This window comes from Scandinavium sp. UTDF21-P1B (assembly GCF_040750395.1).
Lineage (GTDB): Bacteria > Pseudomonadota > Gammaproteobacteria > Enterobacterales > Enterobacteriaceae > Scandinavium.
Genome location: NZ_JBFLVD010000029.1, coordinates 73,748 through 87,577, shown reverse-complemented (window position 1 = coordinate 87,577; position 13,830 = coordinate 73,748). Strand labels below are relative to the sequence as shown.

Genomic DNA, 13,830 nt, shown 5'->3' with positions numbered 1-13,830 from the left:
GAGGTAAAAGAATAATGGCTATCGAAATCAACGTACCGGACATCGGGGCTGATGAAGTTGAAATCACCGAGATTCTGGTCAAAGTGGGCGACAAAGTTGAAGCAGAACAGTCGCTGATCACCGTAGAAGGCGACAAAGCCTCTATGGAAGTCCCGTCTCCGCAGGCTGGCGTCGTGAAAGAGATCAAGGTCTCTGTCGGCGACAAAACCGAGACCGGCAAACTGATTATGATTTTCGATTCCGCCGACGGTGCAGCAGCTGCTGCACCTGCGCAGGAAGAGAAGAAAGAAGCCGCTCCGGCCGCCGCTGCTCCAGCAGCTGCCGCAGCAGCGAAAGACGTGAACGTGCCTGACATCGGCGGTGACGAAGTTGAAGTCACCGAGATCATGGTGAAAGTGGGCGACACCGTTGCCGCTGAACAATCCCTGATCACCGTAGAAGGCGACAAAGCTTCTATGGAAGTGCCAGCGCCGTTCGCGGGCGTGGTGAAAGAGATCAAAATCAGCACCGGTGACAAAGTGTCTACTGGCTCCCTGATCATGGTCTTCGAAGTAGCGGGCGCGGCTCCAGCTGCGGCACCTGCTCAGGCTGCTGCTCCGGCACCGACTCAGTCTGCACCTGCCGCAGCACCAGCTGCGAAAGCGGAAGGCAAATCTGAGTTTGCTGAGAACGACGCTTACGTTCACGCGACTCCGCTGATTCGCCGTCTGGCGCGCGAATTCGGCGTTAACCTGGCGAAAGTAAAAGGCTCCGGTCGTAAAGGCCGCATCCTGCGCGAAGACGTTCAGGCTTACGTGAAAGACGCAGTGAAACGCGCTGAATCTGCACCAGCTGCTACCGGCGGCGGTCTGCCAGGCATGCTGCCATGGCCGAAAGTGGACTTCAGCAAGTTTGGCGAAATCGAAGAAGTGGAAATGGGCCGTATCCAGAAAATTTCTGGCGCGAACCTGAGCCGTAACTGGGTGATGATCCCGCACGTTACGCACTTCGACAAAACCGATATCACCGATCTGGAAGCGTTCCGTAAGCAGCAGAACGAAGAAGCCGCGAAGCGCAAGCTGGACGTGAAATTCACTCCAGTGGTCTTCATCATGAAAGCCGTTGCCGCAGCGCTTGAGCAGATGCCTCGCTTCAACAGCTCCCTGTCCGAAGACGGCCAGAAGCTGACGCTGAAAAAATACATCAACATCGGCGTGGCGGTAGATACGCCAAACGGTCTGGTGGTTCCGGTGTTCAAGGATGTGAACAAGAAGAGCATCACCGAACTGTCCCGCGAACTGATGGCTATCTCCAAAAAAGCTCGCGACGGCAAGCTGACCGCTGGCGAAATGCAAGGCGGATGCTTCACCATCTCCAGCCTGGGCGGTATCGGGACAACGCACTTCGCGCCAATCGTCAACGCGCCGGAAGTGGCTATCCTCGGTGTTTCCAAGTCCGCGATGGAGCCAGTGTGGAACGGGAAAGAGTTCACGCCGCGTCTGATGATGCCGATGTCTCTCTCCTTCGACCACCGCGTGATCGACGGGGCTGATGGTGCGCGTTTCATCACCATCATCAACAACATGTTGAGCGACATTCGCCGTCTGGTGATGTAAGCGAAAAGCCGGCCAGTCGGCCGGCTTTTTTCTGGTAATCTCTCCTGGCTTTATGGGGTTATTGGAACAACGTCAAATCGTGAGCCGTTTGTTGTTTCAAAATTGTTAACAATTTTGTAAAATACGGGCGGATAGAACGTCCCGGTGGATGATGGGCGATAAGACCAGGGACCGCCGGATAAAAAATCATAGAGGTCATGATGAGTACTGAAATCAAAACCCAGGTCGTGGTACTTGGGGCAGGCCCGGCAGGCTACTCCGCTGCCTTCCGTTGCGCTGATTTAGGTCTGGAAACCGTCATCGTCGAACGTTACAGCACCCTCGGTGGTGTTTGTCTGAACGTCGGCTGTATCCCTTCTAAAGCGCTGCTGCACGTAGCCAAAGTTATCGAAGAAGCCAAAGCGCTGGCGGAGCACGGTATCGTCTTCGGTGAGCCGAAAACCGATATCGACAAGATTCGTACCTGGAAAGAGAAAGTGATCACTCAGCTGACCGGTGGTCTGGCGGGTATGGCGAAAGGCCGTAAGGTGAAAGTGGTCAACGGTCTGGGTAAATTCACCGGGGCGAACACCCTGGAAGTGGAAGGCGAGAACGGTAAAACCGTGATCAACTTCGACAATGCAATCATCGCGGCGGGTTCCCGTCCGATCGAACTGCCGTTCATTCCACATGAAGATCCACGCGTGTGGGATTCCACCGATGCGCTGGAGCTGAAAACCGTTCCAAAACGTCTGCTGGTGATGGGCGGCGGTATCATCGGTCTGGAAATGGGTACCGTATATCACGCACTGGGTTCAGACATCGACGTGGTTGAAATGTTCGACCAGGTTATCCCGGCTGCCGACAAAGACGTGGTGAAAGTCTTCACCAAGCGCATCAGCAAGAAATTCAACCTGATGCTGGAAACCAAAGTGACCGCCGTTGAAGCGAAAGAAGACGGTATCTACGTTTCCATGGAAGGCAAAAAAGCCCCTGCCGAAGCGCAGCGTTATGACGCAGTGCTGGTGGCAATCGGTCGTGTACCGAACGGTAAAAACCTCGACGCGGGCAAAGCTGGCGTGGAAGTGGACGACCGTGGCTTCATCCGCGTTGACAAGCAGCTGCGTACTAACGTGCCGCACATCTTTGCTATCGGCGATATCGTCGGCCAGCCGATGCTGGCGCACAAAGGTGTTCACGAAGGTCACGTTGCCGCTGAAGTTATCGCCGGCATGAAGCACTACTTCGATCCGAAAGTGATCCCATCTATCGCGTATACCGAGCCAGAAGTTGCCTGGGTTGGCCTGACCGAGAAAGAAGCGAAAGAGAAAGGCATCAGCTACGAAACCGCCACCTTCCCGTGGGCTGCTTCTGGTCGTGCTATCGCTTCCGACTGCGCAGACGGCATGACCAAGCTTATCTTCGACAAAGAGACTCACCGTGTTATCGGTGGTGCGATTGTCGGTACCAACGGCGGCGAGCTGCTGGGTGAAATCGGTCTGGCTATCGAAATGGGCTGTGATGCAGAAGACATCGCACTGACCATCCACGCTCACCCGACTCTGCACGAGTCAGTGGGCCTGGCTGCAGAAGTGTTCGAAGGCAGCATCACCGACCTGCCAAACCCGAAAGCGAAGAAGAAATAAGTTTTCGGGATGTAAGAAGCGGCCTCAGGGCCGCTTTTTTTATCTCTGCTGCAAGCTTGCCAGGGATAAGCGGAGCGGTAACTTACTTATTTAAAAACATTTCTGCATAAATATTTGCGAACATCTCGTCATTACTCTGAAAATAGTCACGCACTAAACTTATAGCGTAAAAACTATTAATGAGGTGCATCATGAAAACATTTCTGACTACCGCAGTACTCGCCACTACGCTGATTTCTGGCTTCGCGCTTGCCGACGACCCGGTGATCCCATGGGCAGACAACAGCGGCGGTACCGAAACCACGCATATTGCGGCCATGGGGCAAAACCTGAACGGACAGCACCAGAACATCAGCAAAACCCAGGAAGGCGTATGGGCGGCAAACTCCGGCAGTATCAAAGATGATGAAGCGGTACTGACGCCAGAGCATCCTTCAGTGGGCGCACCGTCGCCGACCAATTGATAAAAAAATGCCGGGTGGCGCTAACGCTTACCCGGCCTAAGAATTTTGTTTCCTTGTCGACCCGGCAAACGTAGCGCCGCCGGGTGGCAGGCTTACAGCTTCACGTTATCCAGCGCAGCCTGCGCACAGGCCTCATCCAGATTACCGCCCGGCGCGCCGCCGATACCAATCGCGCCAATCACCTCATTGCCTTCCTTCACCGGCAGGCCGCCCGCCAGCAATAACAGGCCCGGAATATCCTTCAGGTTCTGTGCACCCGCGTTGCTTTGTGCCGCTTCCATCACTTTGCCGCTGGCATTTTTCATTGTGAGCGCGGTAAAGGCTTTCATTTCGCTGGCCTTCACCGTGTGCGGCCCGGCATTGTCGGTGCGCTGCACTGTCTTAATGACGCCTGCGCGGTCAACGACGGTCACGCTCACCTGATAGTTTTTAGTGGTACAGGCTTTGATGGCTTCCTGCGCCAGAGCATTCGCCTGTTCCAGAGAAATGTTTTTCTGACTCAGTGATTCTGCCTGTGCAGCAGTGGTGGCGAAACCGGCGAGCAGCGTGGCGGTAAGCATAAGTTTTTTCATCGTGGGCTTCCTTCTGGTTGTTAATCGTGATGCTAACAAGGCCAGGCAGGAAGCGTAATTCGCACGATTACGCAGTCGTCCAGGTAATTCTACTTAGTGCAGCTTGTCATATTCGCGGATGGCCTGTACCAGGCTGCTGACGCCAAGCTTGCTTAAAATAGCGGCTCGATGTGCTTCCACGGTGCGTGCGGACAGAGCCAGGCGTGTTGCAACCTCTTTGTTGCTTGCGCCGGTCATCAGCTCCTGCAGTACGTCTGTTTCCCTTGCGGTCAGCTGGGCGAAGAGTTGCTTAGCGTGCAGATGCGCCTGCCAGCGTCGCTGGCGTGTCCCACTTTCAGCAAAGGCAGCATGCACCGTTTCGATAAGACGATCGGCATCCAGGGGTTTGGTGAAAAACTCAAACACCCCGTGATGGAAGGCCCGACGGCAGGCGTCGACAGAACCGTGTCCCGTCATCATCACCACCGGTAGCAAAGGGTGCGAGGCGCTGTTGTTTTCAAGCCAGGTCAGCCCGCTGCTGCCCGGCATTCTCATGTCCAGCAGCAGGCAGCCGGTTAACTGCGCTTCAGGTGCGTGAACGGTGGCGAATGCGTCGATGGACGCGAAGTTCTCTACCGGCCAGCTTAGCGTAGAGAAGAGAAACGTCAGCGACTCGCGAATCGAGGCGTCGTCGTCAATGATGTAGATAGTGTTGTCCATGTCTGATTACCTCTCCCGAATAAACCACAGGTTGATTTCCGCGCCGCCGTCTGGCCTGTTCCCCAGCTGCAGGCTGCCGTTCATGCGCGTCATCAGCGATTCACAAAGCGTGAGTCCCAGCCCCAGCCCGCCTTCTCGCTCCGTGTAGAGCGGCATCAGAGCGAGCTTCAGCGCCTCCGGGCTGAATCCCGGACCGCCATCGGTGAGCGTGACGCGAACCCGATCGCCTTCCGCCTCGCTGGTAATGTGGACCCAGCCTTTTCCGCGCGAAAGCTGTGCCTGAATCGCGTTGTTGAGTAAATTGTGCAGCACCTGTTCAAGCCACAGGTGGTCTGCCCGGATCTCAAGCGCCTGGAAGGCGTGGGTGATGCGGATAAGTTTTGTGCCAGGCTCGTGCTCCAGCAAATTGCCGACGCGCAGCCAGCTTTGCGGCAGGTTCACCGCTGTGAGCGTCACGTCCTCCTGGCTCAGGTGGGCGCGAAAGCGGGTCAGTAGCTCGCTGATTCTCTGGGTCTGCGTGAGGGCCGAGCGCATTGCGTGCCTGACTTCTTCTGATTTCCCGTTATCGAGCTGACGCATGCCGCCCTGCAGCCACATCTGCGTGGCCGTCAGCGGCTGGTTGATTTCATGCACGACGCCTGCGGCCATTTCGCCGAGCGTGTTCAGCCGGGCATGCTGATAATAATCGGCCCGCTGGCGGTCAGATTGCTGCTGCTTGCGCCCCCAAAGCGTGAGCATCAGCAGGCAGACAATAACTCCCCAGCCGAGGGCGATAAGCAGATGGGGTAGCCAGGCGACAGCAAACCACTGCGGCGTGGCGTTCGCCTGCAGGGTAAAGGGCTGAAAGTGCTGCTGAAATTGCCGCGTCCAGTGCCAGCGCTCCTGTTGCAGCGCTGATGGCGTTGTCATGCTGAGGCGCACGGTTGAAAAATGTGAAGCTGAGTACAGGAAGGGGGCAAGGTTGATACGTACCCGAATCTGGCGGTAAGGATTGTACAGCCAGTAGCTTGTCGGTGAGAGCTTCTCCACGCGCGGCGCATTCAGAGGGAGGGCGATGGTTTTCTCCAGCGCCTGAATTTGCGGGAACTTTTGTTGCAGTCGCGCCAGATCGTCATCACCGCTGAGAACAGGAATGACCGACTCATTCTGAGTTAGTGCGGTATTGATGGTACTAAACAACGAGGTGAAGGCGCGGTCAAACTGCCAGTACTGACGGCGGATCTGTTCGGCGTAGAGCAGGGCGCAGCACAACAGGCTGACGACCAGCCAGGTCGCCAGGCCACGCAGAAGAAACGCGCGTTTTGTTGTCATCCTGCACTCACCCTTTTACTGTCCACAAGCGTGCCAGTATCACAGAGTGAGGGGGCGCTCGTCAGCAGGAAAGTTTATGAAGAGGGAGGATGAGAGGGTTGCCAGCAGCAATCCGGCACCGCAAAGCAGTGCGAGATAAGGTGCGTAACCAGGTGAGATTATTGTGTCCAGAAAGTAGGTTTGAAACGGCTTTATGCTGTCCTTAACGATTCAGCAAAATTTTAATGTTGCTTTTTTGTAAACAGATTAACACCCCCCGGAAATCCTGCTATGCTGCCCGACGCGGTATCGGGCATGTACCCTACAAACTGCTGTCTCACAGGAGCGTGAAGAGAACGCCGGCCGCATATGACAATGAGAGCGAGGAGAACCGTCGTGCTAGAAGAATACCGTAAGCACGTAGCTGAGCGTGCCGCCGAGGGGATTGTTGCAAAACCGTTAGATGCAACCCAAATGGCCGCACTGGTTGAGCTGCTGAAAGCACCGCCTGCGGGCGAAGAAGAATTCCTGTTAGACCTGTTAATTAATCGTGTACCGCCGGGCGTAGACGAAGCCGCCTACGTGAAAGCCGGATTCCTTGCCGCTGTCGCCAAAGGCGACGCCACCTCCCCACTGGTTACCCCTGAAAAAGCTATCGAACTGCTGGGTACCATGCAGGGGGGCTACAATATTCATCCGCTGATTGACGCGCTGGATAACGAGAAGCTGGCACCGATTGCCGCCAAAGCGCTGTCCCATACCCTGCTGATGTTTGACAACTTCTATGATGTGGAAGAGAAAGCCAAAGCGGGCAACGCCTACGCGAAGCAGGTGATGCAGTCCTGGGCCGATGCTGAGTGGTTCCTGAACCGTCCAGCGCTCGCTGAAAAAATGACCGTCACCGTCTTCAAAGTCACCGGCGAAACTAACACGGATGACCTCTCCCCGGCGCCGGATGCGTGGTCTCGTCCTGATATCCCTCTGCACGCGCTGGCAATGTTGAAAAACGCCCGCGAAGGCATTGAGCCGGATCAGCCGGGCGTTGTTGGCCCAATCAAACAGATCGAAGCGCTGCAGAAAAAAGGCTTCCCTCTGGCGTATGTGGGCGACGTGGTTGGCACCGGTTCTTCGCGTAAATCTGCCACTAACTCCGTGCTGTGGTTCATGGGCGATGATATTCCGCACGTGCCGAACAAGCGCGGCGGCGGCCTGTGCCTGGGCGGGAAAATTGCACCCATCTTCTTTAACACCATGGAAGATGCGGGCGCACTGCCAATTGAAGTGGACGTGAACAACCTGAACATGGGCGACGTCATTGACGTCTATCCGTTCAAAGGAGAAGTACGTAACCACGAAACCAATGAGCTGCTGGCAAGCTTTGAGCTGAAAACCGACGTGCTGATCGACGAAGTGCGCGCCGGTGGCCGTATTCCGCTGATTATCGGCCGTGGCCTGACGACCAAAGCGCGTGAAGCGCTGGGCCTGCCGCACAGCGATGTTTTCCGTCAGGCGAAAGACGTGGCAGAAAGCAGCCGCGGCTTCTCTCTGGCTCAGAAAATGGTTGGTCGCGCCTGCGGCGTGGCGGGTATCCGTCCGGGTGCCTACTGTGAGCCGAAGATGACCTCCGTGGGTTCTCAGGACACCACTGGCCCAATGACCCGTGATGAACTGAAAGACCTGGCCTGCCTGGGCTTCTCTTCTGATCTGGTGATGCAGTCCTTCTGCCATACTGCGGCGTATCCGAAGCCGGTTGACGTAACCACGCATCATACGTTGCCTGATTTCATCATGAACCGCGGCGGTGTTTCTCTGCGTCCTGGCGATGGCGTCATCCACTCCTGGCTGAACCGTATGCTGCTGCCGGATACCGTTGGCACCGGCGGTGACTCTCATACCCGTTTCCCAATCGGCATCTCCTTCCCGGCGGGGTCTGGCCTGGTGGCGTTTGCCGCTGCGACTGGCGTGATGCCGCTCGATATGCCGGAATCCGTGCTGGTGCGCTTCAAAGGCAAAATGCAGCCGGGCATCACCCTGCGCGATCTGGTTCACGCCATTCCGCTGTACGCCATTAAGCAGGGTCTGCTGACCGTTGAGAAGAAAGGTAAGAAGAACATCTTCTCTGGCCGCATTCTGGAAATTGAAGGTCTGCCGGATCTGAAAGTTGAGCAGGCGTTCGAACTGACTGATGCGTCCGCCGAGCGTTCTGCTGCGGGCTGTACCATCAAGCTGAATCAGGCGCCGATTGAAGAGTACCTGAACTCTAACATCGTGCTGCTGAAGTGGATGATTGCTGAAGGCTACGGCGACCGCCGCACGCTGGAGCGCCGTATCCAGGGCATGGAAAAATGGCTGGCGGATCCGCAGCTGCTGGAAGCCGATGCTGACGCGGAGTACGCGGCGGTGATCGACATCGATCTGGCGGATATCAAAGAGCCAATCCTTTGTGCGCCGAACGATCCGGACGACGCGCGTCTGCTGTCTGACGTGCAGGGCGACAAGATCGACGAAGTGTTCATCGGTTCCTGCATGACCAACATTGGCCACTTCCGTGCCGCCGGTAAACTGCTGGATACGCACAAAGGCCAGCTGCCGACGCGTCTGTGGGTGGCTCCGCCAACCCGTATGGATGCGGCACAGCTGACGGAGGAGGGCTACTACAGCGTCTTCGGTAAGAGCGGTGCGCGTATTGAGATCCCGGGCTGCTCCCTGTGCATGGGTAACCAGGCTCGTGTGGCAGACGGTGCGACGGTGGTGTCCACTTCAACCCGTAACTTCCCGAACCGTCTCGGTACTGGCGCGAACGTCTACCTCGCTTCTGCGGAGCTGGCGGCCGTTGCGGCGCTGATTGGCAAACTGCCAACGCCGGAAGAGTACCAGACGTTTGTGGCGCAGGTTGATAAAACCGCAGCTGACACCTACCGCTATCTGAATTTCGACCAGCTCTCTCAGTACACCGAGAAAGCCGACGGCGTGATTTTCCAGACGGCTGTATAAACTGCAAAACCGTCTCTATGGAGACGGTTTTAAGTGTTTGCACCCTCTCCCTGTGAGAGAGGGCTGGGGTGAGGGCATCAGGCCGCACATCTCCTTTTTTGCCGGGTGGCAGCGTGCTTACCCGGCCTACAAAACCCCGAACCTGTCATTCGGGGTTTTTATTTTCCACTCCTGACACCCGTCCCGCTTTTTTTCTCTCCGCCAACTGCGATAATTACGGCAATGGCTTTGCAGAGGAAAACACCATGGATTACGAATTTCTGCGCGACATCACCGGGGTGGTGAAAGTGCGTATGTCGATGGGCCACGAAGCGGTTGGGCACTGGTTTAACGAAGAAGTAAGAGAGAACCTCGCGCTGCTCGATGAAGTGGAAGCGGCGGCGCAGACGGTAAAGGGCACCGAAAACTCATGGCAGCGCTCGGGCCACGAATACACGGTCTGGATGGACGGCGAAGAAGTGATGGTTCGCGCCAATCAGCTGGCGTTTTCCGGTGATGAAATGGAAGAGGGCATGAGCTATTACGACGAGGAAAGCCTGTCAATGTGCGGCGTGGAGGACTTCCTTCAGGTTGTAACGGCGTACCGCGCCTTTATGCAGCAGAAGTAACCTGGCGGGAGCTTCCCTGCTCCCCGAAAACTTATACGGCCGGAATATTGCGGCCGTAGTAAATCTCACGCATCTCTTTCCACAGCAGGTCAGCGATGGCCTGGCGTTCGGCTTCGCTTAAATCTTCCGGCCGGGTGTGGAACATGTAGTGCTTCAGGTCGAATTCCTTAAGTAACATCTTGGTGTGGAAGATGTTTTCCTGATAGACGTTCACATCCATCATGTCATACAGCGCTTTCATGTCGTCCGACATAAAATTTTGAATGGAGTTAATTTCGTGGTCGATAAAGTGCTTCATACCGTTCACATCGCGGGTAAAGCCACGCACGCGGTAGTCGACGGTCACGATATCGGACTCCAACTGGTGGATAAGATAGTTCAGCGCGTTGAGCGGAGAAATCACCCCGCAGGTCGAGACTTCAATATCGGCGCGGAAGGTACACAGGCCGCCTTCCGGATGACTCTCCGGATAGGTGTGTACGCAGATATGGCTTTTATCGAGATGGGCGACCACCGCTTCCGGCAGCGGACCGGGGTGCTCGGAAGGATCGATAAGTTTGGGGTCAACTGGCTCTTCGCTCACCAGAATGGTGACGCTTGCGCCCTGCGGCTCGTAATCCTGGCGCGCGATGTTGAGAATATTCGCGCCGATAATAGAACAGGTTTCTGACAGGATCTCCGTCAGACGGTTGGCATTGTAGAGTTCATCGATATAGGCGATGTAGCCATCGCGCTCTTCTGCCGTTTTCACGTAGCAGATATCGTAAATACAAAAACTCAGGCTTTTGGTCAGGTTGTTAAAGCCGTGCAGCTTAAGCTTTTTCAATTGGGTTCACCTCCTGCGTTGCAGAGAGCGCGTTCTGCAGGTATTGCGGGAGCGCAAAGGCCGCGGTGTGAATAGCCGGGTTGTAGTAGCGGCAGATCAGTCCGGCCTGGCGGAAGCGTGCCTGAATGATTTCGGCCGAGAGGTGGCGCAGTGCTTCGTTATCCGTCGCCCAGGCGAAGGTCATGATGCCGCCGTAATAGGTCGGGATAGCCGCCTGATAGAAGCTTACATCGCCAAAGTAGTGGCTGAGCTTGCGATGGCTGTCGAGCGCTTCATCCTGCTGCAGGAAGCAAACTCCGTTCTGTGCGACGAAAATGCCGCCAGGATTCAGGCAGCGTTTGCAGCCCTCATAAAATGCTGAGGTGAACAGGCTTTCGCCTGGACCAATCGGATCGGTACAGTCGGAGATGATCACATCAAACGTTTGCGTTGTCTGGCTGACAAAATTAACGCCGTCGTCGATAACCAACGTGAAGCGCGGATCGTCGTAGCTGCCCGCGCTGTGGTTGGGAAGATACTGGCGGCAGAATGACACCACGCCCGCATCGATTTCCACCATCGTGATGGTTTCAATGCTCTTATGACGGCTGACTTCGCGCAGCATCGCGCCGTCGCCGCCGCCGATGATCAGCACGTGTTTTGCGTGGCCGTGAGCCAGCAGGGGAACGTGGGTCATCATCTCGTGGTAGATAAACTCATCGCGCTCGGTGGTTTGCACCACGCCGTCGAGTGCCATCACGCGGCCAAAGGCGGCGTTCTCAAAGATGATGAGATCCTGGTGATCCGTTTTCTCGTGATAGAGCACGTTTTCAACGGCAAAGTACTGACCAAACTGGTCGTGCAGCGTTTCATGCCACACCTTGTTATCGGCCATGGGCTGAACCCTCCTTCGTTAACACCCCTTTAAAATGGGCGCAACATCATAGCTAACAATGACCGGCGATGCACGGTCGTTATTTCAGCAGAAGGTCTTACTTGACGTAGGCGAGCAGGCTCAGGGAATCGCGAGCCAGCGCTTTGCATTTTTTGGAGGTGGGAATGCGAATGCCGCTCAAATCACGGTAGCTGTCTTCACCGAGCGCTTTCATGTTAAAGGTGTCGTAGTTGCTGAGATCCCACTGATTTTGCTGGGCAAAAAAGACCAAAGCGCGGCGAATCTGCTGGTTCGGCAAATTCTGGTAACCACAGTCGTTTTTCAGAAAGACAAATACCGCCGTCAGATCGGCCATATCTTCGGCCTCGGATTCGCTCAGTGCGTAGCTGTTAGAGGAAAGAGCAAGCAGCGATCCAAGTACCACAATTCTGAATAACGTCTTCATTTTAGTTACCAATGCATCCACGAAATTCAACGTTAGCACACTTCTTAGAGGTGCGCAGGGCTTTATTAAAGGGATTATGCTTGACCTTCCGGTAAGGGAAAGGTTTAAGCTCAATTAATCACCAGTCGTCGAAAAGGGAGTGCAGATGCAACGTCGTGAATTTATCAAATTAGCTACCGCCGTGGGGGTCGCCAGCGCCTTACCGTTATGGAGTCGTGGCGTGCTGGCCGCCGATCGCCCGGCCTTACCTGTCCCCAATTTGTTAACAGCGGATTCCCGGAGCCGTATCGCGTTGACGGTGCAAAGCGGTAAAACGCAGTTTGGCCCGCATAACGCTGCAACCTGGGGCTATAACGGCAATTTGCTTGGTCCGGCATTGCAGCTGCAACAAGGGAAAGCGGTTACCGTCGATATTCACAATCAGCTCTCTGAAGAGACAACTGTGCACTGGCACGGTCTGGAGATTCCGGGTGAGGTCGACGGCGGTCCGCAGGGGGTCATTAAACCCGGCGCTACGCGTACCGTGACGTTCACCCCTACGCAACAGGCCGCAACCTGCTGGTTCCATCCTCACCAGCACGGGAAAATCGGGCACCAGGTAGCGATGGGGCTGGCAGGTCTGGTATTAATCGAAGACCCGCAGATCCACAAGCTGCTGCTGCCTAAGCAGTGGGGCATCGACGATGTGCCGGTCATTATTCAGGACAAGCGGTTTAGCGCCGACGGCGAAATCGATTATCAGCTGGATGTGATGAGCGCAGCGGTAGGCTGGTTTGGCGATACGCTGCTGACCAATGGCGCGATTTATCCGCAGCATGCGGTACCCAAAGGCTGGCTACGCTTACGCCTGCTGAACGGCTGTAACGCGCGTTCTCTGAATCTGGCAGCCAGCGATAACCGTCCGCTGTACGTGATTGCCAGCGACGGTGGCTTGCTCGCTGAGCCCGTTAAAGTGACCGAGTTGCCGATGCTGATGGGTGAACGCTTCGAAGTGCTGGTGGATACCAGCGATGGCAAAGCGTTTGACCTCGTTATGCTGCCGGTCAATCAGATGGGCATGGCGGTGGCACCGTTTGATAAAACGCATCCGGTGATGCGTATTCAGCCGCTGGCGATCCCGGGTTCCGCTGAGCTCCCTGATTCGCTGGCTAGCCTGCCGGTACTGCCTTCCCTCGATGGCTTAACGCAGCGTAAGTTTCAGCTCTCCATGGACCCCATGCTCGACATGATGGGCATGCAGGCGCTGATGAAAAAATACGGCAAGCAGGCGATGGGCGGCATGGACCACGGCAGCATGGGCCACGGCGACATGAAGATGGGCAATATGGATCACGGCAGCATGGGCCATATGAATCACGGCGGCAAAGGCTTTGATTTCCATAATGCCAATATGATCAACGGTCAGGCCTTTGATATGAATCAGCCGATGTTTGCCGCCAGCCGCGGACAGTTCGAACGCTGGACGATTTCAGGCGAGGGCGACATGATGCTGCATCCGTTCCATATCCACGGCACGCAGTTCCGTATTTTATCCGAGAACGGCAAGCCGCCAGCCGCGCATCGTGCAGGATGGAAGGATACGGTCAGGGTGGAAGGCGCCGTCAGCGAAGTGTTGGTGAAGTTTGACCACGAAGCCGCGAAAGAGCACATGTATATGGCGCACTGCCATCTGCTCGAGCACGAAGATACCGGGATGATGCTGGGCTTTACGGTATAAAAAAATGCCGGGTGCGGCTTTCGCCTTACCCGGCCTACGATTTGATTCCCTCTCCCACGTGGAGAGGGGAGCAAACATTAAAAACGGCAACCGAGGTTGCCGTTTTGATTTTACCTTGCCA

12 protein-coding genes are annotated in these 13,830 nt (G+C 55.8%); 6 read left to right on the top strand and 6 right to left on the bottom strand.

Annotated features, from left to right (window positions below; genetic code table 11):
* Window positions 1-14: 14 nt before the first annotated feature.
* The 3 genes from aceF to AB1287_RS20100 all read left to right on the top strand — a co-directional run bounded on the left by aceF (window position 15) and on the right by AB1287_RS20100 (window position 3,684).
* The gene (gene aceF / locus AB1287_RS20110) at window positions 15-1,595 is read left to right on the top strand and encodes a pyruvate dehydrogenase complex dihydrolipoyllysine-residue acetyltransferase (RefSeq protein WP_435618876.1); all 1,581 of its coding nucleotides are present in this window, start codon (window positions 15-17) and stop codon (window positions 1,593-1,595) included.
* Between the two features lie 200 nt (window positions 1,596-1,795).
* A complete protein-coding gene (gene lpdA / locus AB1287_RS20105; RefSeq protein ID WP_312626279.1) occupies window positions 1,796-3,220 on the top strand; it encodes a dihydrolipoyl dehydrogenase in 1,425 nt (474 codons plus the stop codon).
* 191 nt (window positions 3,221-3,411) lie between these two features.
* The gene (locus AB1287_RS20100) at window positions 3,412-3,684 is read left to right on the top strand and encodes a hypothetical protein (RefSeq protein ID WP_435618875.1); all 273 of its coding nucleotides are present in this window, start codon (window positions 3,412-3,414) and stop codon (window positions 3,682-3,684) included.
* A gap of 92 nt (window positions 3,685-3,776) precedes the next feature.
* Here the strand turns inward: AB1287_RS20100 and AB1287_RS20095 are convergent, their stop codons facing one another.
* The 3 genes from AB1287_RS20095 to AB1287_RS20085 all read right to left on the bottom strand — a co-directional run bounded on the left by AB1287_RS20095 (window position 3,777) and on the right by AB1287_RS20085 (window position 6,266).
* Window positions 3,777-4,256 carry a heme-binding protein gene (locus AB1287_RS20095; RefSeq protein ID WP_435618874.1) on the bottom strand — a complete coding sequence of 160 codons (480 nt, stop codon included), beginning with the start codon at window positions 4,254-4,256 and terminating at the stop codon, window positions 3,777-3,779.
* A gap of 93 nt (window positions 4,257-4,349) precedes the next feature.
* Complete coding sequence (locus tag AB1287_RS20090) at window positions 4,350-4,955, bottom strand: response regulator transcription factor (protein ID WP_435618873.1); 606 nt, start codon at window positions 4,953-4,955, stop codon at window positions 4,350-4,352.
* A 6-nt stretch (window positions 4,956-4,961) separates the two neighbouring features.
* Window positions 4,962-6,266: a sensor histidine kinase gene (locus tag AB1287_RS20085; RefSeq protein WP_435618872.1), complete on the bottom strand. Its 1,305-nt coding sequence runs from the start codon at window positions 6,264-6,266 to the stop codon at window positions 4,962-4,964.
* Window positions 6,267-6,641: 375 nt separating this feature from the next.
* Between AB1287_RS20085 and acnB the strand changes: the two genes are divergently transcribed.
* Complete coding sequence (gene acnB / locus AB1287_RS20080; protein WP_312626169.1) at window positions 6,642-9,239, top strand: bifunctional aconitate hydratase 2/2-methylisocitrate dehydratase; 2,598 nt, start codon at window positions 6,642-6,644, stop codon at window positions 9,237-9,239.
* A 245-nt stretch (window positions 9,240-9,484) separates the two neighbouring features.
* Window positions 9,485-9,847, top strand: a complete 363-nt coding sequence (yacL, locus tag AB1287_RS20075) for a protein YacL (protein WP_435618871.1) — start codon at window positions 9,485-9,487, stop codon at window positions 9,845-9,847.
* A gap of 31 nt (window positions 9,848-9,878) precedes the next feature.
* On the opposite strand, the gene speD is transcribed toward yacL, so the two are convergent.
* From speD to AB1287_RS20060, 3 genes are all read right to left on the bottom strand, one after another.
* Window positions 9,879-10,673, bottom strand: coding sequence for an adenosylmethionine decarboxylase (gene speD, locus AB1287_RS20070; RefSeq protein WP_312626171.1), 795 nt, complete (start codon window positions 10,671-10,673; stop codon window positions 9,879-9,881).
* Window positions 10,660-11,547 carry a polyamine aminopropyltransferase gene (gene speE, locus AB1287_RS20065; protein WP_435618870.1) on the bottom strand — a complete coding sequence of 296 codons (888 nt, stop codon included), beginning with the start codon at window positions 11,545-11,547 and terminating at the stop codon, window positions 10,660-10,662. The genes speD and speE overlap by 14 nt, the downstream gene beginning before the upstream one ends.
* 97 nt (window positions 11,548-11,644) lie before the next feature.
* Window positions 11,645-11,992 carry a YacC family pilotin-like protein gene (locus AB1287_RS20060; RefSeq protein WP_312626173.1) on the bottom strand — a complete coding sequence of 116 codons (348 nt, stop codon included), beginning with the start codon at window positions 11,990-11,992 and terminating at the stop codon, window positions 11,645-11,647.
* 145 nt (window positions 11,993-12,137) lie between these two features.
* On the opposite strand from AB1287_RS20060, the gene cueO reads away from it, so the two are divergent.
* Window positions 12,138-13,709 carry a multicopper oxidase CueO gene (gene cueO / locus AB1287_RS20055; protein WP_435618869.1) on the top strand — a complete coding sequence of 524 codons (1,572 nt, stop codon included), beginning with the start codon at window positions 12,138-12,140 and terminating at the stop codon, window positions 13,707-13,709.
* Window positions 13,710-13,830 lie beyond the last annotated feature (121 nt).

What these genes read in the sequence shown, in the direction of transcription:
- aceF (WP_435618876.1), top strand. Translation starts at nt 15, where the DNA reads ATGGCTATCGAAATCAACGTACCGGACATCGGGGCTGATGAAGTTGAA.
- lpdA (WP_312626279.1), top strand. Translation starts at nt 1,796, where the DNA reads ATGAGTACTGAAATCAAAACCCAGGTCGTGGTACTTGGGGCAGGCCCG.
- AB1287_RS20100 (WP_435618875.1), top strand. Translation starts at nt 3,412, where the DNA reads ATGAAAACATTTCTGACTACCGCAGTACTCGCCACTACGCTGATTTCT.
- AB1287_RS20095 (WP_435618874.1), bottom strand. Translation starts at nt 4,256, where the DNA reads ATGAAAAAACTTATGCTTACCGCCACGCTGCTCGCCGGTTTCGCCACC.
- AB1287_RS20090 (WP_435618873.1), bottom strand. Translation starts at nt 4,955, where the DNA reads ATGGACAACACTATCTACATCATTGACGACGACGCCTCGATTCGCGAG.
- AB1287_RS20085 (WP_435618872.1), bottom strand. Translation starts at nt 6,266, where the DNA reads ATGACAACAAAACGCGCGTTTCTTCTGCGTGGCCTGGCGACCTGGCTG.
- yacL (WP_435618871.1), top strand. Translation starts at nt 9,485, where the DNA reads ATGGATTACGAATTTCTGCGCGACATCACCGGGGTGGTGAAAGTGCGT.
- speE (WP_435618870.1), bottom strand. Translation starts at nt 11,547, where the DNA reads ATGGCCGATAACAAGGTGTGGCATGAAACGCTGCACGACCAGTTTGGT.
- AB1287_RS20060 (WP_312626173.1), bottom strand. Translation starts at nt 11,992, where the DNA reads ATGAAGACGTTATTCAGAATTGTGGTACTTGGATCGCTGCTTGCTCTT.
- cueO (WP_435618869.1), top strand. Translation starts at nt 12,138, where the DNA reads ATGCAACGTCGTGAATTTATCAAATTAGCTACCGCCGTGGGGGTCGCC.